Here is an 18,677-nt window from a genome sequence, read left to right on the forward strand (position 1 = left end):
ACGAGACGTCCCCTCCGCCCCGGCGCGCAGCTCCGGGTCAGACGAAGCGCATCGAGTACAGCGACGCGAGGAGCCGTCGGGTCGGAAGGTGCAGCGCCGCCGACAGGCCGACCTGCCGGAGCGCGCCGACCACGGGCCCGACGGGACGGCCGAGGGCCATGTTGACCTCCGCCTGCCGGGCCGAGCGGGCGACCGACCGGCGACGCGCCTCCTCGTACGCCCGGAACACGGCCGGGTCGAGGCGGCGCCCGCCCGCCGAGCGCAGGGCCCGCGCGAGGACGGGGGCGACGGCGTCCGCGTCGAGCCAGCCGAGGTTCATCCCCTGGCCGCCGATCGGGCTGATCTCGTGGGCGGCGTCGCCGATCAGGACGACCCGCCCGGCGACGGTGCGCCGCGCCAGCCGGCGCTGCACCCCGAAGGCGCTCGTCATGGTCGCCGTGCCGGGGTCGATGTCGAGGCCGGTGCGCTCGGCGACGAGGCCCGCGACCAGCTCGGCGCCGGGCGCGGCGCCTGCCTCGGCCGCGGTCCCGGTGTCGGCGGCGTGAGGATCGAGCAGCACCACGAAGCGCCGCACCCCGCCCGGCAACGGGAACGACTCGACGACGCCCCGACGCTCGAGGTGCACGACCGCGTCGGCGCCGAGACCGGTGCTGTCGTCCACGTCGCACATCACGTAGCGGTCGGGGTAGCGGCGCAGGGGCGCGTCGATGCCGAGGGCGTCTCGCAACGGGCTGCGGGCACCGTCGGCCGCGAGGACGAAGCGGGCGGCCGCCTCCACCGGTCCGTCGTCGGCCGTGCCGCGGAGCAGCACCCGGTCCGGCTCCTGTTCGAGCCCGTCGAGCGAGAGACCGCGCCGGAGCGAGCCCGGCGCGAGCGACTCCAGCCTGTCGCGCAGCAGCTGCTCCGTGCGGTGCTGCGGCAGGGCGGCGACGAACGGCCACCGGGGGTGCGCCCGGTCGAAGCTGACCGTGCCGAGGGTGCGCCCGCCGATGCGGGCGACCCCGCGACGCACGGGCACCGCGTCGGCGACGAGCGGCTCGGCCGCGCCCACCCGGTCGAGCACGTCGAGGGACGGCGGGTGGACCCCGATGGCACGCGAGAGCGTCGGCGCCTCGGCACGGCGCTCCCAGACCGCGACGTCGAGGCCGCGCGCCGACAGCAGGGCCGCGGCCAGCACGCCGACCGCCCCCCCGCCGACGACGACGACGTCGTGGGTGATCACGAGCGCGGCCCGGGCTCGACGTCGCCTGCGCGTCGGGCCTCGCCTGAGCCCGGAGCGGCGGCGTCGGCGGCGAGGTCGAGCACGGCCCAGACGCGGAAGGGCGGTCGGCGGACGGCCCTCCATCCGGCAGGCAGCTCGCGGGCCAGCTCCGCGTCGGTCCAGCTGCGGCGGATCGAGCGCAGCCCGTCCACCCGGACGAAGGAGGTGCGCGCGAGCGGCAGTGTCCCCACCCAGTACCCGGTATAGGCAGCGCGCGACCGCCGGATGTCGCTGTGCAGCACGAGCCGGCGGGCGAGCGCACCGCTGTCGGCCAGGACGTCGGCCCGGGACGCGTCGTCGAGGTGGTGCAGCACGTGGTTCGAGACGACGACGTCGAACTGCGCGCCCGCCTCGACGAGGTCTCCGCTCGACGCGCACCGGTGGACGACGCCGTCGGCCGGACGGGCGCTCGCGAAGTCGTGGGCACGCCGGTCGGGATCGACGGCCGTCACCTCCAGGCGCAGCCCGTCGCGGCGGGCCCACCGGGCGAGCGAGCGCGCGAGGTCGCCGCCGCCCGATCCGAGGTCGAGCAGGGTGGTCGCCCGGTCGGCCGACAGGAGCGGCCGGATCCGCTCTCGGTACGCGCGTCGCCAGCCGGCCACCAGCCCGTTGACGAGCGGGAAGACGGCGTAGGTGCGCCTCAGCCGGCCCAGGTCGCAGGCAGGGTCGTCCATCAGCTCACGGAGCCCGGTGTCGCGCTGCCCCACGTCGACGAGGGGGCCGCGGGGATCCCGCGACCTCCTCGTCTCGGAGACGACCACGGTCAGCCGCCGACCCGGCGGGTGAGCAAGGCGCTCTCGACGGTGAGGCCGGGCCCGAAGGCCATGGCGCACACCCTGCGGACGGCGGGAGGTGCCGGTGAGTCGTCCGCGCCTCCACGGCCCTCGAGGTGCTCACGGAGGATGAACAGGACCGTCGCGCTCGACATGTTGCCGTAGTCGCGCAGCACCCGGCGCGACGGCGCCATCTGCGCCTCGCTGACGCCGACCTGCGACTCGACGCGATCGAGGATGCTGCGGCCGCCGGGGTGCACGGCCCAGCCGTCGATCTCGTCGACGGCCACGCCGCCGGCCTCGAGCAGCGGGGCGAGCGCGGAGTCGACGTGCTCCTCGACGATGTGCGGCACGTAGCTGCTCAGCACCATGTCGAAGCCCTGGTCGCCGATGCTCCACGCCATGTCGTCCTCGCCGACGGGCGTGAGCACGGTCTCGAGCACGTCGAGGTCGAGCACCGGCGCACCGGCCGCCGCAGGCCGGGACGACACGACGGCCGCCGCGGCGCCGTCCGCGAAGACCGAGGAGGCGACGATCGCGTCGGTGTCGTCCGAGCTGCGCAGGTGCAGGGTGCAGAGCTCGACGCACACCACGAGCACGACGGCGTCCGGCTCCGCGAGGCACGTGTCGCGGGCCGCCCGCAGAGCGGGGAAGGCGCCGTAGCAGCCCATGAACCCGATGTGCAGCCGACGGGTCGAGGCCGCGAGGCCGAGCCGGCGCACCAGGAGGTAGTCGGGGCCCGGCGCGAAGAAGCCGGTGCACGAGACGGTGACGACGTGGGTGACGTCGGCGGCCGTCATCCCCGGGACGCCGGCCAGCGCCTCCTCGGCTGCCCGGACGAAGAGGTCGGGGCTCCGCTCGACGTAGACGTCGTTGCGGGCTCCGGTGCCGGGGCGCAGGATGCGGCCCTCGGCACGGTCGAAGAAGACAGGGGCGGCGTCGGGCTGGCCGGGCTGCTCGGGCTGGCCGGGCTGCTCGGCGCCGAGCTCGTCGATCACCGTGTGGCGGGTGTCGATCTGGGCACCGTCGAAGACGGCCCCGATCAGCCGCGGTGCGAGGCGGCCGAGCCCCGGCTGGCTGCGGAACACGTCACGGATGTGGTCCTGCCCGATGATCGTCGAGGGAACGGCCGTGCCGATGCTGTGGATGCTCGGGGACATCCCTCGAGCGTAGGCGACCGGCGGCGCACGGTGATCAGGAACGGAGGCCGGAGGGGGACAGCCCGAGGATGCACAACCTCAGGAGGCACAGCCCGAACACGAACAGCCCGAAGAAGGAGAAAGGCCCCGCTCGTGCGGATGCACGTTCAGGGCCTTGCGGTAGCGAGGGCGGGACTCGAACCCGCGACACCACGATTATGAGCCGTGTGCTCTAACCAACTGAGCTACCCCGCCGCAAGCTGTCTGCACGGTGTGACCGTGACCAGCCGGAGCCCCGAGTCAGGTTTGAACTGACGACCCCTTCCTTACCATGGAAGTGCTCTACCACTGAGCTATCGGGGCGTGACCTCGCTCAGTCGCCCAGGAGGGCGACTGCCGATCGGCACCAGACAAGGGTAGCAGAGCCGCGAGCCCTCTGAGGACACCGGGCGCGCGCCTCCTCCTCGAGGCCATCATCGACGGGTGCACAGCATCGAACTCCTGCTCGACGGGCCCGCCGACGCCCGGATCCGTGCCCAGTGGGCTGCGCTCTCCGACGCCGGTCTGCCCTCGCAGGCCGACCACGCGAGCAGCTCCAACTCCCCGCACGTGACGTTGCTGGCGCGGCGGGGCATCGACGGCGCGGCCGACCCGGCGCTGACCGAGCTGCTCGACCGCCTGCTCCCGCTGCCGGTCGTGCTCGGCGCGCCCCTGGTCTTCGGGCACGGCCGGGGGCACGTGCTCGTGCGCTCCATCGTCGCGACGCGTGCCCTGCTCGAGCTCCAGGCCGAGGTGCACGCGATCGTGGGCGGCGAGGACGACGTGACCCACTCCTCCCCCGGTCTCTGGGTGCCGCACGTCACGCTGGCGAGCCGGCTCGACGCCGAGGCGGTCGGCCGGGCCCTCGCCGCGGTCGAGGCGTTCGAGGACGAGGAGGCGCGCGAGGCCCCTGAGGGCGCCGGCGCCCCGGCGCCCGCCACGACCCCGAGCCTCGTCGCGGGTCGGCGGTGGGACCCGAGCGTCCGCACGATCGTCGTCCTCGGACGCTGACGGGGCGCCTGCCGGGAGTCGACGCCGCCAGCGAGGCGCCTCCTCCTCCTCCTACGAGGCCGGCGGTGCGGACGCCGCGTCGAGGGCCGCCAGGTCGCGGTCGTCGAGCTCGACCGACGCCGAGCCCAACAGGTCGTCCAGCTGCTCGACGGTGCGGGCGCTGGCCAGTGCGCCCACGACGCCGGGCCTCGACGCGAGCCACGCGACGGCGACGGCGGCAGGCGCGACCCCGTGCCGTTCCGCGACCTCGGCCACGACCTCGACGACCCCGAGGGCCTGCGGGGTCGCGTAGCTCGCCGCACGGCCCTCGCGCGGCGACGACCGGGGAGCGTCGCTGCCCCGGTACTTGCCGGTCAGGAGGCCGCTGGCGAGCGACGAGTGCGGGAGGACGGCGAGGCCGAAGTGGTCGACGACCGGGGCGGTCTCGGTCTCGTACTCGCCCCTCCTCACCAGGTTGTAGGGGTGCTGCACGGCGACGAACGGGTGCAGGCCGTCGCTGTCGGCGATGGCCAGGGCCTGGCGCAGCCGCCCGGCGGAGTAGTTGGAGGCGCCGGCGAAGCGGATCTTCCCCTCGTCGACGAGCTCGCTCAGCGCGGTCACCGTCTCGCGGAGCGGCGTCTCGTCGTCGTCGAAGTGCGCCGAGTACAGGTCGATGCGGTCGGTCCGGAGTCGGGTCAGCGAGGCCTCGACGGCGCTGCGGATGCTCGCCCGCGACAGGCCGGGCGCGGCCGGGTGCTGGCCGCACTTCGTGCTCACGAGCACGCGGTCGCGGTTGCCCGGGCGGGCCAGCCAGCGGCCGATGATCGCCTCGGACTCGCCGCCCGAGTTGCCGGGCAGCCATGCCGAGTACACGTCGGCCGTGTCGACGACGCGGCCCCCGTCGCCGACGAACAGGTCGAGCAGCTCGAGTGCCGTCGGGGCACCGACCGTCCAGCCGAAGACGTTCGTGCCGAGGGCCAGGGGGAACGGGCGGGGGTCGTCGGACCAGTCGCCGTTCGCGAGGTCGATGAAGGAGTCCAGAGGTCCGCCGATCCGTGTCGTGGGAGCCCCACGCTACCGGGCGGAGCCGCCCTGCCGCTGCCGTATCGTGGCGGGATGTCCTCACACGAGACCACGGGCGACACGCTCGACTCCCCCGCCGAGACCGACACCACGACCGCCCCCGACATCGAGTCGACCCCGTCGTCCGGCGCCGAGCGCGGCGGCGAGTGGTGGCGCACGGCCGTCATCTACCAGGTGTACCCGCGCTCGTTCGCCGACGCGGACGGCGACGGCGTCGGCGACCTGCCCGGCATCACCTCGCGGCTCGACGCCCTCGCCGACCTCGGCGTCGACGCGGTCTGGCTCTCGCCGTTCTACACGTCGCCCCAGCACGACGCGGGCTACGACGTCGCCGACTACGTCGACGTCGACCCGCTCTTCGGCACGCTCGACGACTTCGACGCCCTGCGCGCCCGGGCGACCGAGCTCGGCCTCCGGCTGATCGTCGACCTCGTGCCCAACCACACGTCCTCCGAGCACGCGTGGTTCCGCGCCGCCGTGGCCGCGGCCCCCGGCTCGGCCGAGCGTGCGCGCTACATGTTCCGCGACGGCACGGGGCCCGACGGCGACCTGCCGCCGAACAACTGGCAGTCCGTCTTCGGCGGACCGGCCTGGACGCGCCTCGTCGAGCCCGACGGCCGACCGGGGCAGTGGTACCTGCACCTCTTCGACACCTCCCAGCCCGACCTCGACTGGACGAACCCGCTCGTGCGCTCCGACTTCGTCGACGTGCTGCGGTTCTGGCTCGACCGGGGCGTCGACGGGTTCCGCGTCGACGTCGCCCACGGCATGATCAAGGCCGACGGCCTGCCGGACTACACGCCGCCCGCCGACGCCGGCAGCATGGGCGGCGGCGAGACCGCCGACGCCACCCCGCCCTACTGGGCGCAGGACGGCGTGCACGAGATCTACCGCGAGTGGCACCAGGTGCTGGCCGAGTACCCCGGCGACCGGGTCATGGTCGCGGAGGCGTGGGTCGAGCCCCTGTCGAAGCTCGCGAAGTGGGTGCGTCCCGACGAGATGCAGCAGGCCTTCAACTTCGCCTACCTCGAGACGGGCTGGTCCGCCACGGCGATCCGCCGGGTCGTCGACCAGTCGATCGAGACGTTCTCGAGCGTCGGCGCCCCGAGCACCTGGGTCCTGAGCAACCACGACGTCGTGCGCCACGCCAGCCGCCTGGCCCTCACGGCCGAGAACCCGCAGGGCCACGGCATCGGCCCGAAGAGCGCGGGCCTGCCGATCCCCGAGCTCGGCCTGGCCCGTGCCCGGGCGGCCTCCGCCGTCATGCTCGCGCTGCCCGGCAGCGCCTACCTCTACCAGGGCGAGGAGCTCGGACTGCCGGAGGCGGTCGACCTGCCCGACGAGAGCCGCCAGGACCCGACGTGGTTCCGCACCGAGGGCGAGCGCTACGGGCGCGACGGCTGCCGCGTGCCCATCCCGTGGGAGTCGGGTGCGCCGGCCTTCGGCTTCAGCGCGACCGGCGCCTCCTGGCTTCCGCAGCCCGAGGACTGGTCGACCTACGCCCGTGACGAGCAGCAGGGCGTCGCCGGGTCGACGCTGGAGCTCTACCGCTCGGCCCTCGCCCTGCGCGCGGAGCACGAGCTCGGAGCCGCCCACCTCACCTGGGTCGAGGGCTACGACGCGAGCGTCGTGGCCTTCCGCAGCGGCGGCGTCACTGTGGTGGCCAACACGGGCGAAGTGGCGGTGGAGCTGCCGGTCGGCGACGTGCTGCTGTCGACGATGGCGCTCGACGGGCCGGCGCTGCCGCCCAACGCCGCCGTGTGGCTCGCCTCGGTCGACGACGTGGGCTGAGCGCCGCGCCCCTGCCGTCCCGCACGACGAAGCCCCCGACCGAGGTCGGGGGCTTCGTCGTGTCGGGGGCGAGCCCCGCAGCTCGTGCGCCGGCTGGTCACTGGCCGCACCGGGCCGGTCACCGACCCGCTCGGGCCCGTAGGCACCTCCGACGGGTCAGTTCGTGTTGGCGGTGAGCCAGGGGTACGGGTCGACGGGCACGCCGCCGAGGTGGATCTCGAAGTGCAGGTGGGCGCCGGTGCTGTTGCCGGTGCTGCCGACCTTGCCGACGAGCTGCCCCACGGTGACCTTCTCGCCGACGGAGACCTGGACGGAGCCGGTCTGCATGTGCGAGTACGTGGACGTGACCTTCTGGCCGCCGATGACGTGCTCGATCTCGACGTGGTTGCCGAAGGCGCCGCCCGGACCGGTGACCGCGCTGACGGTGCCGTCGGCGATCGCCTGGATGGGCGAGCCCGCACCCGGCACGAAGTCCAGGCCGTTGTGGAAGGTGCTGCAGAAACCGCAGTTCGAGACGTGACGAGCGCCGAAGCCGCTGCTGATCGGCACCCCGGTGGCGAAGGGCCACTGGACGGTGCCGGCCACGTCGTTGGAGAAGGTGCTCGAGCTCGTCGAGGCGTACTCGCTGACGGGCGCGACCTTCATCTCGGTGACGGAGTAGCCGTCGCGGGACGCGGCGTCGTCGGCGGCGGCGCCGGCCACGAAGGTCTGGCTCGCGGTGGCCTTCTTGGCCACGGTCCGCTCGGCGGTGTCGACGAAGAAGGCGTTGGCGGGGACGGAGGTGGAGACGAGCATCGCGCCGGCGAAGACCATGGCGCCGACGACCGTGACGCGCTTGCCCGCGCTGCGGAACGCGCTGCGCTGACGGGGGGCCGCAGCCCGAGCCGTCGTGGCGGCAGCGGCTCGCGGGGCGGCGGCAGCTCGCGGGGCCACGGGGCGCTGCGCGGCACGCGCGGTCGCGCGGTTCGTCTCAGGGGCGGACACAGCCTCGGCGACGGCCGGGCGACGGCCTCGACGGCGAGCAGCCTCGGCCTCGGCGGCGCGGCGCTCGGCCCTCGTGGCGTGGGCCGGGGCGGTCTCGGCGGCGGTCGACGCGACAGGAGCGGTCACGGCGGGAGCAGGCACGGGAGCGACGGGACCGGACACGTCGGGAGCAGGGGACGCGACGGGGACGGACACGGAAGCTGCGGCGCGACGCTCGGCCTCACGGGCCTCGCGGCGGGTCGTGAAGACCTGCTGCACCGGGGCTCCGGTCGCGTCATCCCGCTGATCGACGGGTGCACGACGCGACTGCTGGTCGCCTTCGGGCTCGGCGATGGGGTGGGACTTCGACACGGGTGATGGATCCTCGGGGTTCGGGCGGGAGAGGGCTCATCGGCTCTCGAGGTCGAGGACGAGACGACTCCGGACGAAGGTCACGGAGAAGTAACGAACTCGTCAAGGGTAGCCGCTCGTTCACCAGATGGCTACCCGCCTTCGGGTGTCACGGTGGTGCAGACGCCGGACTTCTCGCAGGAAGGCCTGATCAGAGACCTTTTCGCGAGACGCAGGTCAGAACCCTGCATCCTCGAGGAGAGCATCGGCCGCCCGGGCGACGCTCGGTGCCGACGCGACCACGAGCCTGCCGCTCGGCGCCTGGCCGTTCTCGCCGCGCACCACCGCGCCCGCCTCCTGCGCGACGAGCACGCCGGCGGCGTGGTCCCACGGCTTGAGGCCACGTTCGGCGTACACGTCGAGACGACCGGCCGCGACGGCGCAGAGGTCGAGGGAGGCGGCTCCCAGGCGACGAAGGTCGCGCACCTGCCCGATCAGGCGGCCGACCACGGCGGCCTGCTCGACCCGCCGGCCGGCCTCGTACGAGAACCCCGTCGCGAAGAGCGACTCCGCGAGCGAGGCGGGGGCGGACGGGACGAGACGGTCCTCGCCCAGCCAGGCGCCGCCTCCTCGGCTCGCCGTGAACACCTCGCCCGAGAGCGGGTTCACGACGCAGGCGGCGAGGGCCGACCAGGTGAGCGGATCGGGGCCGCCCTCGACGACGGCGACGCTCACCGCCCACTGCGGGATCCCGTAGAGGAAGTTGACGGTGCCGTCGATCGGGTCGACTACCCACGTGAGGCCCGTGGAGGAGTCGTCGGGGTCGCCCTCCTCGCCGAGGAAGCCGTCGCCGGGACGCAGCGCGGCGAGACGGGCACGGAGGAACGACTCGACCTCGCGGTCGGTGTGCGTGACCACGTCCACGAGGCTGCTCTTCGTGTCGGCGACCTCGACCCCCTCGGCACGCCGCGCGGCCGCGAGCCGGGCTGCGGCCGTGGTGACGTCGACGGCGAGGGCCAGGAGCTCGGCCACGTCCCGGGGGCTCGTGCCGGTGCTGGTGCTGTTCTCGGTGCTGGTGCTGGTGTCGTCCATGAGGTCTCCTGGCGGTCGTGCTCGATCGACCGCAGAAACGACGAACGGACCCGATCTCTCGAGTCCGTCGTGGTGTCGCCTGCTCCCGGAGGAGCGGTGAACTGTGGCAAGTGAGGGATTCGAACCCCCGAAGGCTACGCCAGCTGATTTACAGTCAGATCCCTTTGGCCGCTTGGGTAACTTGCCATGCACGCCCGGCCCATGTAATCACCGACCGGAGGCGCCAGACAAATATACAGCCTCCGGCGCCTCCCGCTGACCACCCCGCCCCACCCCCTCCCTCCCTTCCGCCCTTCCGCCTCTTCTTCCGTGATTTGAGAGCGATCCGCGCCCTCCTGCCGTCGATCATCACGCGCTGCCGTCGCCAGAGCGCGAATCTGTCTCCGTTTGCATGTTCGACTTGATCGACACGGTCGAGCCCTCCCCCGGCCCCTGGACACCTCGTCTTGTCCACAGCACGCTCTGCGCGGCGGGAGAGACCGCAGCCGATTCAGCACCCTCAGCTGATGGACGCTCTTCTCTCCGAGCCGCTGGCTCGTCACGGTGGCCTCGCTTCACGCCGTCAGCTCCTGGAGGACGGCGCCTCGCAGGAGATGCTGGACCGAGCGTGGCGCGCTGGTCACCTGCTCCGCGTCCGCCACGGCCTCTACGCGGCGCCGGATCTCGCGCCGGAGATCATCCGGTCCGCCCGCGTAGGCGGCGCGCTGGCCGGCCCGTCTTCGACGGCGCTCATCGGCGGATGGCAACCGCACGGTGCGCCGTTGTTCGTCAGCGTCCGCTCGAACGACCACCGGCTCCGTCACCCCGACGACGCGGGCCGCCGCCTCACCCGACGAGACGAGTCGGTCGTCGTCCTCCGCGACGCGCACCACCTCGACCCGCTGGCCGACAGGCTGGTCGTCTCGCCCGTCCCTGCAGTGGCCCAGTCCCTGCTGCACCTCCCCGTGTGGGAGGCGGTGGCCGTGCTCGACTCGGTCCAACGAGCGGGACACGTCGTCGACCCCGTCGACGTCGAGCTGGTTCGCCGACGGCTGCCTGCTCGCCTGCGCGCCGCGGTCGATCTCGCAGACCCCCGGGCGGAGTCGGGGACGGAGTCGATCGCGCGCGTTCGACTCGCGGACGCGGGGATCAAGACACTCGTGCAACCGGGACTCACCGAGTCGATCCGGCCGGATCTGCTCATCGGCGACCGGCTCATCGTCGAGTGCGTGAGCGTCGACCACCACTCCTCGGCCGCGTCGTACAACTCCGACCGACGACGGATCTCCGAGATGGTCGTCCTCGGCTACACGGTGCTCGAGTTCCCCTACCCGGACGTCATGTTCGCCTGGCCGGGCGTCCTCGCCACGGTCGAAGCGGCAATGTGGACGCTCGGCATCTCAAAGGGAGACATTCCTCGCCTCCGCGCACTGAGATGAACGGCACCAACAGCGACCCGCGCTCGGATCCCTCTCAAATTTCGGGCCGACGGTGCCAGACCAGGCGGCAGCGGCCCACGGGCAGAGGCGGCCGGGGCAGGCAGAGGCGGCGGGTGCGGGCCGGGCCGGGCCGGCTGTCAGCGGAAGTTGACGAACTGGAGGTCGACGTCGAGGTCGGCCTTCTTGAGCAGGGCCATGGTGGCCTGCAGGTCGTCACGGCTCTTCGACTGCACGCGCAGCTCGTCGCCCTGGATCTGGCTCTTGACGCTCTTGGGGCCCTCGTCGCGGATGATCTTGCCGATCTTCTTCGCCGCGTCCTGCTCGATGCCCTCCTTGAGGGCGGCCTCGATGCGGTACTCCTTGCCGCTGGCGAAGGGCTCTCCCGCGTCGAGGTGCTTGAGGCTGATGCTGCGCTTGATGAACTTCGACTCCAGGACGTCGAGGACGGCCTTGACCCGCTCCTCCGTCGACGCCTTGAGGAGCAGCTTCTCGCCGCTCCAGTCGACCGACGCGCCCACGCCCTTGAAGTCGTAGCGCTGCTCGATCTCCTTCTGCGCCTGGTGGAGGGCGTTGTCCGCCTCCATCTTGTCGACCTTGCTGACCACGTCGAAAGAGCTGTCTGCCATGTCGACCAGCTTAGCCACGAGCGCCGGGGCCGGTGACGCCAGCGCCGGGAGCGCGCCCCGGAGACGACGACGCGCCTCCTGCGGTCCGCCCGAGGGCAGGGCGCAGGAGGCGCGGGTCGCCTCCGAGAGGAGGCGACGGCAGGTCAGACGGAGACGACCGCCGCGTCGGAGTCGGAGCCCGTGTCCGGGCCTGCACCGGAGCCGGACCGCGAGACGCGGACCATCTCGTCGCGGGGCACGACCTTGACGCGCACGCGCTCGTGCTCGTGCTGCGCGCCGAGCGACTGCTCGTGCTCGTCGAGGCGGTGCCAGCCCTCGAGGTCGGTGTACTCGACGCCGCGCTGCTCGAGCAGGGCGGGGATCGCCTCGTCGGACGTGTCGGCGGGCTGCCACCAGCTCGCCTGGTCGTTGATGACGTGCTTGACGGTCTCCATGGCGTCGGACTTCGTGTGCCCGATCAGGCCGACGGGCCCGCGCTTGATCCAGCCGGTGGCGTAGACGCCGGGCATGATCTGGTTGTCGTCGTCCATGACCTGGCCCTCGTGGTTCGGGATCACGCCGCGACGCTCGTCGAAGGGGATGCCGTCGAGGGGCGAGCCGAAGTAGCCGACGGCGCGGTAGATCGCCTGCACCGGGACCTTCCGGATCTCGCCGGTGCCCTCGACGCCGCCCTGGCCGTCCGGCCGGGTGCGCTCGTACCGGAACGCCGCGACACGGCCCTCGTCGTCGCCGACGACCTCGAGCGGCTTCGCGTAGAAGTGCAGGTGCAGCCGACGCGACGCCGTGCCGACCTCGCGCTGACGCCACTGGTTCAGCACCTTGTCGATCACGAAGACCTGCTTGTTCGTCGCGATCGCGGTCTTCGAGGCCTCGTCGTGGTCGAAGTCCTCGTCGTGGACGACCATGTCGACGTCGCGCACCTCGCCGAGCTCGCGCAGCTCGAGCGGCGTGAACTTGACCTGGGCAGGTCCGCGACGGCCGAAGACGTGCACGTCGGTGATCGACGACTGCTTGAGCCCGGCGTAGACGTTGTCCGGGATCTCGGTCGGCAGCAGGTCGTCGGCGTGCTTCGCGAGGATGCGCGAGACGTCGAGGGCGACGTTGCCGACGCCGACCACGGCCACGGACTGCGCGTCGAGCGGCCAGGTCCGCGGGAAGTCGGGGTGCCCGTCGAACCAGCTGACGAAGTCGGCGGCGCCGTAGCTGCCCTCGAGCTCGATGCCGGGGACGTCGAGGTCGGCGTCCTTGATGGCGCCGGTCGAGAAGATGACCGCGTTGTAGTGCTGCTTGAGGTCGTCGAGGGTGATGTCCTCGCCGTAGCGGACGTTGCCGAAGACGCGGATGTCGCCGCTGTCGAGCACGTCGCGCAGGGCGTTGACGATGCCCTTGATCCGCGGGTGGTCGGGGGCGACGCCGTAGCGGACCAGGCCGTAGGGGGCAGGCAGCTGCTCGAACAGGTCGATCGACACGTCGAAGGCCTTCTCGGCCTTGAGCAGGATGTCGGCGGCGTAGATGCCGGCGGGGCCGGCTCCGACGATGGCCAGTCGAAGGGTGGTCACGAGTTGTCTCTCTCTGCTGGTGTACGGCTCGGCGGTGCCGGCCGTGCGGACGGTGCGGTGTCTGTGGTGATCAGGTGCGGTGCAGCGGTGCAGTCGGTTCCGAGGAGGCGCGTCGCCGGTCAGGCGGACCGCTCGACGACGCGGTCGGCGAACCGGGTGAGGGCCTTCTTGACGGGGCCCGCCGGCAGTGCCTCGAGGGCGGCCAGCGCCTCCGACGCCCACCGGTGCGCCTCGCGGCGCGTGCGGTCGGTGACCTCGTGCTCGCGGAGCCGACGGACGATCTCGGCGAACTCGGCCTCGTCGACCGGGTCTGCGCCGTCTTCCGCCGCACGGGTGGCGTCGACGACCTGGTCGATGACGCCCAGCAGGGCCGCCGCCTCCATGTCGGTCTGCGCCTCCTGACGGAGGTAGAGCAGCGGGAGGGTGACGACGCCTGCGCGCAGGTCGGTGCCGGCGCGCTTGCCCGTCTCCTCGGCCTGGTCGGAGAGGTCGATCACGTCGTCGATCAGCTGGAACGCGATGCCGATCTTCTCGCCGAACTCGGCGACGGGGGCGAGGTACTCGCGGGGCGCCCCCGAGAACATGACGCCGGCACGGGCCGCGGTCGAGATGAGCGAGCCCGTCTTGTCGCCGAGCACGTCGATGTAGTGCGCGATGGGGTCGTCGCCCTCGCGCGGCCCGACGGTCTCGTGCAGCTGGCCGAGGCAGAGCCGCTCGAAGGTCTCGGCCTGCAGCAGGATCGCCTCCTGTCCGAGGCCGGACACGATGGTGCTCGCCCGGGCGAAGAGGAGGTCGCCGGCGAGGATCGCGACGTTGTTGCCCCACACGGTCTGGGCGCTGGGCACCCCTCGACGCATCTGCGCCTCGTCCATGACGTCGTCGTGGTACAGCGACGCGAGGTGCGTGATCTCGGTCGCCTGCGCGGACGCGACGATGCCCGGGGTGGCGCCGTCGCCGAGCTGCGCGATGAGGAGGGTCAGGGTCGGGCGCACGCGCTTGCCGCCGGCGGCGAGCAGGTAGCGCGTCGTCGCGTCGGCGATCTCGTCGGCGAACGCGATCTCGCGGAGCAGGCCCTGCTCGACGAGCTCGAGGCCGTCGTCGACCGACTGCACGAAGCGCCGGTCGGCGGGCGAGGCGAAGAGCTTCTCGCCCAGGCCGAGCGACGAGCTCAGGGAGCTGCTGCGGCGGGTGAGCGGCACACTCGGGTTCACAGGGGTCACCTTCGTCTGGTCTGGTCGACCGCCCGGGGGCGGCGGCTACTTCTTCTTCGCCGCGGAGGCGCGGGTCGACGGGTCGGCCGGCTTGCGGCCCCGGTGCAGGGCGACGATGCCCAGCGTCAGGTTGCGGTGCGCCACCCGGGTGAACCCCGCGCCGCGCAGCCACTGGCTCAGCACCTGCTGCTCGGGCCACGCGCCGATCGAGTCGGCGAGGTACGAGTAGGCGGGCGTGTTGCTGCTCACGGCCCGGGCCACGACCGGCATGACGTGCCGCAGGTAGGTGCCGTAGGCGGCGCGGAGGGGGCCGAACGGCGGCGTCGAGAACTCGCAGACGACGAGACGGCCGCCGGGCTTGAGCACCCGGTACATCTCGGCGAGCGCCTGCTTCGGCCGGTTGACGTTGCGCAGGCCGAACGAGATGGTGACGGCGTCGAACGTCGCGTCGTCGAACGGGAGCTGCTCGGCGTCGCCCTCGACGAACTCGATCTCGGGGTGGCGCTCGCGGCCGACCTCGACCATGCCGTGCGAGAAGTCGAGCGCGACGACCTCGGCGCCCCGCGCGGCGATGGCCGCCGAGCTGGTGCCGGTGCCCGCGGCGATGTCGAGGACCCGGTCTGCCGGGCCCGCGCCGATCGCCTTGACGGTCGCGACGCGCCACAGGACGGCGTTGCCCGCGGAGAGCACGTCGTTCGTGCGGTCGTAGCGGCGGGCGACGCCGTCGAACATGGACGCGACCTCGTCGGGTTGCTTGTTCATATCGGCCTTGGTCACGATGGTCGATCCTACCGGCATGCCCCGTGCGTGGCCCGAGTAGGGTCGAGACGTGGTCCCTTCGTCGCTGCACGTCCCCTCCTTGTCCGTCCGCACCACGCAGATCGACCACATCAGCCCCCTCCTCGACGTCGTCGACCGGCGCAGCCCGCTCGTCTTCGTCCGCGGCGGCGCGGGCATGGCCGGCATCGGCGAGGCGCTGCGGCTCGAGTTCACCGGGCCCGACCGGATGCGCGACGCCGCCGACGCCTGGCGCGCGGTCGCGAGCCGCGCCTCCGTCGTCGACGAGGTCGGCGTGCCGGGGACGGGCCTGATGGCGTTCGGCTCGTTCGCGTTCGACGACGAGTCGGCCGACACGAGCGTCCTGATCGTGCCGCGCATCGTGCTCGGGCGACGTGACGGGGTCGCCTGGATCACGAGGGTCGACGGGGCCGAGCTGCCCCCGGCGTCGCCCGTGGGCGCGGCCGCGAAGCTCCGGCTGGTCGACGGCGAGCTGTCCGGGCCCGGCTACGGCGCGGCCGTCGCGCAGGCCGTGCAGGCGATCCGGCACGGCGAGGTGAGCAAGGTCGTGCTCGCGCGCGACCTCGTGGGCAGGATGCCCGCCGAGGCCGACCTGCGGCTCGTCGCCGCCACCCTGCTCACGGCCTATCCCGACTGCTACGCGTTCGCCGTGGACGGCCTGATCGGGGCCAGTCCCGAGACCCTCGTCCGCACCGAGCGCGGCGAGGTCAGCGCGCGCGTCCTCGCGGGCAGCAGCGCGCGAGGCGTCGACGCCGTCACCGACGAGCAGGCCGCCCACGCCCTCGCCACCTCGACCAAGGACCTCGACGAGCACGCGTTCGCCCTGCGCAGCCTGCTCCTCTCGCTCGGCCCGCACGCGGACGACGTCGTGACCGGCGAGCAGCCGTTCACGCTGAAGCTCCCGAACCTGTGGCACCTCGCCAGCGACGTGCGCGGGCGGCTCACCGACGGGTCGTCGTCGCTCGACCTGATCGCCGCGCTGCACCCGACCGCCGCCGTCGCGGGCACCCCGACGCCGCGGGCGCTGGACCTGATCCGCCGCCTCGAGCCGTTCGACCGCGGCCGCTACGCCGGGCCCGTCGGCTGGGTGGGCGCCGACGGCGACGGCGAGTGGGCGATCGCGCTCCGCTGCGCGCAGGTGCACCCCGACGGCACCGTCCGGGCGTTCGCCGGTGCCGGCGTCGTCGCCGAGTCCGTCCCCGAGCGCGAGGTCGCCGAGACGACGATGAAGTTCCAGCCCGTCGTCGGGGCGTTCTCGCTGTGACGTCGACCCCCGCGCCGGGGCCCGGAGCCGAGGAGGCGGCGGCCGCGCCGCGCTGGTCGCGACCGGTGGCGCTGGTGGTCGCGGCGGCCTTCTTCATGGAGAACCTCGACGCCACGATCCTGTCGACGGCCACCGCCTCCGTGGCTCGCGACTTCGGGGTGCAGCCCGCTCAGCTGGGGATCGCGGTCACCGGGTACCTGGTCGCCGTGGCCGCGTTCATCCCGCTGGGCGCCTGGCTCGCTGAGAGGTGGGGCGCACGGCGGGTGTTCCTCGCCGCCGTGGTGCTGTTCACGCTGGCGTCGCTCGCGTGCGCGCTCAGCCCCGACCTCGTCGCGCTGACGACGGCTCGGGTCGTGCAGGGCGCCGCGGGCGCGATGATGGTGCCGATCGGGCGCCTCATCGTGCTGCGCAGCACCGAGAAGTCCGAGCTGATCAAGGCGATCGCCTACCTGACCTGGCCGGCCCTCGCGGCGCCCGTCGTGGCGCCCCTGATCGGCGGCCTCCTCACCGAGCACCTCGGCTGGGAGTGGGTGTTCCTCGTCAACGTGCCGATCGGCGCCCTGTTGCTCGTCGCGGCCTGGCGGGTCGTGCCGTCGCCCGAGGTCGGCGACCGGCACCCGCTCGACTGGCCGGGGCTGCTGCTCGTCGTCGGCGCGATCGTGGCCCTGGTGGTCGCGTTCGAGCTGCTCGGCGACCAGGCGACCGTGCTGGCGGGCGTCGTGCTCGCTGTCCTGGCGGTGGGCCTCGGGCTCGCGGCCGGCCGGTGGTTCCGTCGAGCCAGGCACCCCCTCCTCGATCTCGAGCCGTTCCGCGTCGCGACGTTCCGGGTCACGAACCTCAGCGGCTCGCTCTACCGGGCCGTCGTCAACGGGGTGCCCTTCGTCGTCCCGCTGCTGCTGCAGGACGGCTTCGGCTGGTCGCCCGTCGAGGCCGGCCTGATGCTGATGTGGGTCTTCGTCGGCAACCTCGGCGTCAAGCCCTTCACCACTCCCCTGATGCACCGGTTCCGGATCGTGCCGATCATCGTCGTCGCCACCGTGGGCCTGGCCGCGACCTTCGTCGCCGCGGCGCTCGTCGGGCCGGACACGTCGCCCGTGCTCGTCGCGGCGATCCTGCTCGTCAGCGGCGTCTTCCGCTCGGTGGGGTTCACGGCCTACAACACCCTCCAGTTCGCCGACGTGCCCGCCGCCCAGATCGCCCCGGCGAACGCCATCGCGTCGATCACGGGACAGCTCGCCGTCGGGCTCGGAGTCGCGCTGACCGCCCTCACGGTCCGGGTGGCCGACACGGTCGCCACGGCCGAGGGCGTCGGAGGCGCCGCCACCGGCTACCAGGTCGCGCTCGTCGTGCTCGCCGCGCTGGCCCTGCTGAGCCTGCCGGAGGGGCTGCGGCTGCCGAGGGGCGCGGGCGACTCCCTGCGGAGCCGGGCCTAGGTCGAGGCGAGCCGGGTCCGCTCGAGCTCGACGTCGAAGCCGGCGGGCGGCCAGCCGAGCCCCCGGGCCTCGAGGGCGTCGACGAGGAGGCGCTGCACGGCCACGCGGGCGTACCACTTGCGGTCCGCGGGCACGACGAACCACGGCGCCGCGTCCGTCGACGTCCGACGCAGGGCGGTCTCGTACGCGTCCTGGTAGTCGTCCCACACCAGGCGCTCCTCGATGTCCCCGGGGTTGAACTTCCAGTGCTTGTCCGGGCGGTCGAGCCGCTCGGTGAGACGCTCCTTCTGCTCGTCGCGCGACAGGTGCAACATCACCTTCACGATCGTCGTGCCGGCGTCGACGAGCTCGCGCTCGAACTCGACGATCTCGTCGTAGCGGCGCTCGATCTCCTCCGGCGGGGCGAGCCGCCGGACCTTCCCGATCAGGACGTCCTCGTAGTGCGACCGGTCGAAGACCCCGATCATGCCGGGCCCGGGCAGCTCGCGACGCACGCGCCAGAGGAAGTCGTGGGCCAGCTCCTCCTCGGTGGGGGCCTTGAAGGCGTGGTGCGCGACGCCCTGCGGGTCGACGGCGCCGACGACGTGGCGCACGATCCCGCCCTTGCCCGCGGTGTCCGTGCCCTGGAGCACGAGCAGGACGTTCCCCTGCGACCCCCCGGTGCGGCTGCCGGCGAAGAGCTTCTCCTGCAGCTCGCCGAGCGTGTCGCGGCCCGACTCGAGCACCTGGGCGGCGTAGCGCTTGTCGCCGGAGAAGCCGGGGGTCGAGGCAGGATCGATCTCGGCGAGTCTCAGCTCGGGGCCGGCACGGAGGATCTCGGTGGGCTGGGTCGTCCAGGTCTTGGCCATGGGCCCGAGCCTACGGCCGGGTCCTGATCGCCGCTCGG

General features: G+C 73.0%; 16 protein-coding genes and 3 tRNA genes. 5 read left to right on the forward strand and 14 right to left on the reverse strand.

Going from position 1 to position 18,677, the window contains the following annotated elements; translation table 11 throughout:
- Positions 1-37 precede the first annotated feature (37 nt).
- The 5 genes from EDF20_RS05135 to EDF20_RS05155 form a co-directional block, all read right to left on the reverse strand.
- The gene (locus tag EDF20_RS05135; RefSeq protein ID WP_133737876.1) at positions 38-1,222 is read right to left on the reverse strand and encodes an NAD(P)/FAD-dependent oxidoreductase; all 1,185 of its coding nucleotides are present in this window, start codon (positions 1,220-1,222) and stop codon (positions 38-40) included.
- Complete coding sequence (locus tag EDF20_RS05140; protein ID WP_279586168.1) at positions 1,219-2,022, reverse strand: class I SAM-dependent methyltransferase; 804 nt, start codon at positions 2,020-2,022, stop codon at positions 1,219-1,221. The genes EDF20_RS05135 and EDF20_RS05140 overlap by 4 nt, the downstream gene beginning before the upstream one ends.
- Before the next feature lie 2 nt (positions 2,023-2,024).
- Positions 2,025-3,194 (reverse strand): 3-oxoacyl-[acyl-carrier-protein] synthase III C-terminal domain-containing protein, encoded by a 1,170-nt coding sequence (locus tag EDF20_RS05145; RefSeq protein ID WP_133737877.1) that lies wholly within the window; start codon positions 3,192-3,194, stop codon positions 2,025-2,027.
- Between the two features lie 160 nt (positions 3,195-3,354).
- A tRNA-Met gene (locus EDF20_RS05150) sits at positions 3,355-3,428 on the reverse strand.
- A gap of 36 nt (positions 3,429-3,464) precedes the next feature.
- Positions 3,465-3,536 (reverse strand) — tRNA-Thr (locus tag EDF20_RS05155).
- Positions 3,537-3,656: 120 nt separating this feature from the next.
- Between EDF20_RS05155 and EDF20_RS05160 the strand changes: the two genes are divergently transcribed.
- A complete protein-coding gene (locus tag EDF20_RS05160; RefSeq protein WP_133737878.1) occupies positions 3,657-4,223 on the forward strand; it encodes a 2'-5' RNA ligase family protein in 567 nt (188 codons plus the stop codon).
- A 51-nt stretch (positions 4,224-4,274) separates the two neighbouring features.
- On the opposite strand, the gene EDF20_RS05165 is transcribed toward EDF20_RS05160, so the two are convergent.
- Positions 4,275-5,243, reverse strand: coding sequence for an aldo/keto reductase (locus tag EDF20_RS05165; RefSeq protein WP_347876489.1), 969 nt, complete (start codon positions 5,241-5,243; stop codon positions 4,275-4,277).
- A 75-nt stretch (positions 5,244-5,318) separates the two neighbouring features.
- Here EDF20_RS05165 and EDF20_RS05170 point away from each other — a divergent pair, with 75 nt between their 5' ends.
- Positions 5,319-7,076, forward strand: coding sequence for a glycoside hydrolase family 13 protein (locus tag EDF20_RS05170; protein WP_133737880.1), 1,758 nt, complete (start codon positions 5,319-5,321; stop codon positions 7,074-7,076).
- A 156-nt stretch (positions 7,077-7,232) separates the two neighbouring features.
- On the opposite strand, the gene EDF20_RS05175 is transcribed toward EDF20_RS05170, so the two are convergent.
- From EDF20_RS05175 to EDF20_RS05185, 3 genes are all read right to left on the reverse strand, one after another.
- Complete coding sequence (locus EDF20_RS05175; protein WP_133737881.1) at positions 7,233-8,411, reverse strand: M23 family metallopeptidase; 1,179 nt, start codon at positions 8,409-8,411, stop codon at positions 7,233-7,235.
- A gap of 216 nt (positions 8,412-8,627) precedes the next feature.
- Positions 8,628-9,482, reverse strand: a complete 855-nt coding sequence (locus tag EDF20_RS05180; protein ID WP_133737882.1) for an inositol monophosphatase family protein — start codon at positions 9,480-9,482, stop codon at positions 8,628-8,630.
- Between the two features lie 104 nt (positions 9,483-9,586).
- A tRNA-Tyr gene (locus EDF20_RS05185) sits at positions 9,587-9,668 on the reverse strand.
- 320 nt (positions 9,669-9,988) lie between these two features.
- Between EDF20_RS05185 and EDF20_RS05190 the strand changes: the two genes are divergently transcribed.
- Positions 9,989-10,900 carry a type IV toxin-antitoxin system AbiEi family antitoxin domain-containing protein gene (locus EDF20_RS05190; protein ID WP_133737883.1) on the forward strand — a complete coding sequence of 304 codons (912 nt, stop codon included), beginning with the start codon at positions 9,989-9,991 and terminating at the stop codon, positions 10,898-10,900.
- Between the two features lie 137 nt (positions 10,901-11,037).
- Here EDF20_RS05190 and EDF20_RS05195 read toward each other — a convergent pair whose 3' ends face one another.
- The 4 genes from EDF20_RS05195 to EDF20_RS05210 form a co-directional block, all read right to left on the reverse strand.
- Positions 11,038-11,526, reverse strand: a complete 489-nt coding sequence (locus EDF20_RS05195; RefSeq protein ID WP_123546714.1) for a YajQ family cyclic di-GMP-binding protein — start codon at positions 11,524-11,526, stop codon at positions 11,038-11,040.
- A 143-nt stretch (positions 11,527-11,669) separates the two neighbouring features.
- A complete protein-coding gene (locus EDF20_RS05200) occupies positions 11,670-13,085 on the reverse strand; it encodes an FAD-dependent oxidoreductase (protein WP_133737884.1) in 1,416 nt (471 codons plus the stop codon).
- 119 nt (positions 13,086-13,204) lie between these two features.
- Positions 13,205-14,296: a polyprenyl synthetase family protein gene (locus EDF20_RS05205; RefSeq protein WP_133737885.1), complete on the reverse strand. Its 1,092-nt coding sequence runs from the start codon at positions 14,294-14,296 to the stop codon at positions 13,205-13,207.
- 45 nt (positions 14,297-14,341) lie between these two features.
- Positions 14,342-15,073: a demethylmenaquinone methyltransferase gene (locus EDF20_RS05210; protein WP_208292575.1), complete on the reverse strand. Its 732-nt coding sequence runs from the start codon at positions 15,071-15,073 to the stop codon at positions 14,342-14,344.
- 52 nt (positions 15,074-15,125) lie between these two features.
- On the opposite strand from EDF20_RS05210, the gene EDF20_RS05215 reads away from it, so the two are divergent.
- Together EDF20_RS05215 and EDF20_RS05220 are read left to right on the forward strand one after the other, a co-directional pair.
- Positions 15,126-16,358 (forward strand): isochorismate synthase, encoded by a 1,233-nt coding sequence (locus EDF20_RS05215; RefSeq protein ID WP_133737886.1) that lies wholly within the window; start codon positions 15,126-15,128, stop codon positions 16,356-16,358.
- On the forward strand, positions 16,355-17,791 hold the full coding sequence (locus EDF20_RS05220) for an MFS transporter (RefSeq protein ID WP_243833371.1): 1,437 nt from the start codon (positions 16,355-16,357) through the stop codon (positions 17,789-17,791). Before EDF20_RS05215 ends, EDF20_RS05220 begins: the two co-directional genes overlap by 4 nt.
- Here EDF20_RS05220 and EDF20_RS05225 read toward each other — a convergent pair.
- A complete protein-coding gene (locus tag EDF20_RS05225; RefSeq protein ID WP_133737887.1) occupies positions 17,788-18,639 on the reverse strand; it encodes a PPK2 family polyphosphate kinase in 852 nt (283 codons plus the stop codon). The genes EDF20_RS05220 and EDF20_RS05225 overlap by 4 nt on opposite strands.
- Positions 18,640-18,677 lie beyond the last annotated feature (38 nt).

Origin of the sequence: Frigoribacterium sp. PhB116 (assembly GCF_004364285.1) — a bacterium.
Taxonomy (GTDB): Bacteria; Actinomycetota; Actinomycetes; order Actinomycetales; family Microbacteriaceae; genus Frigoribacterium.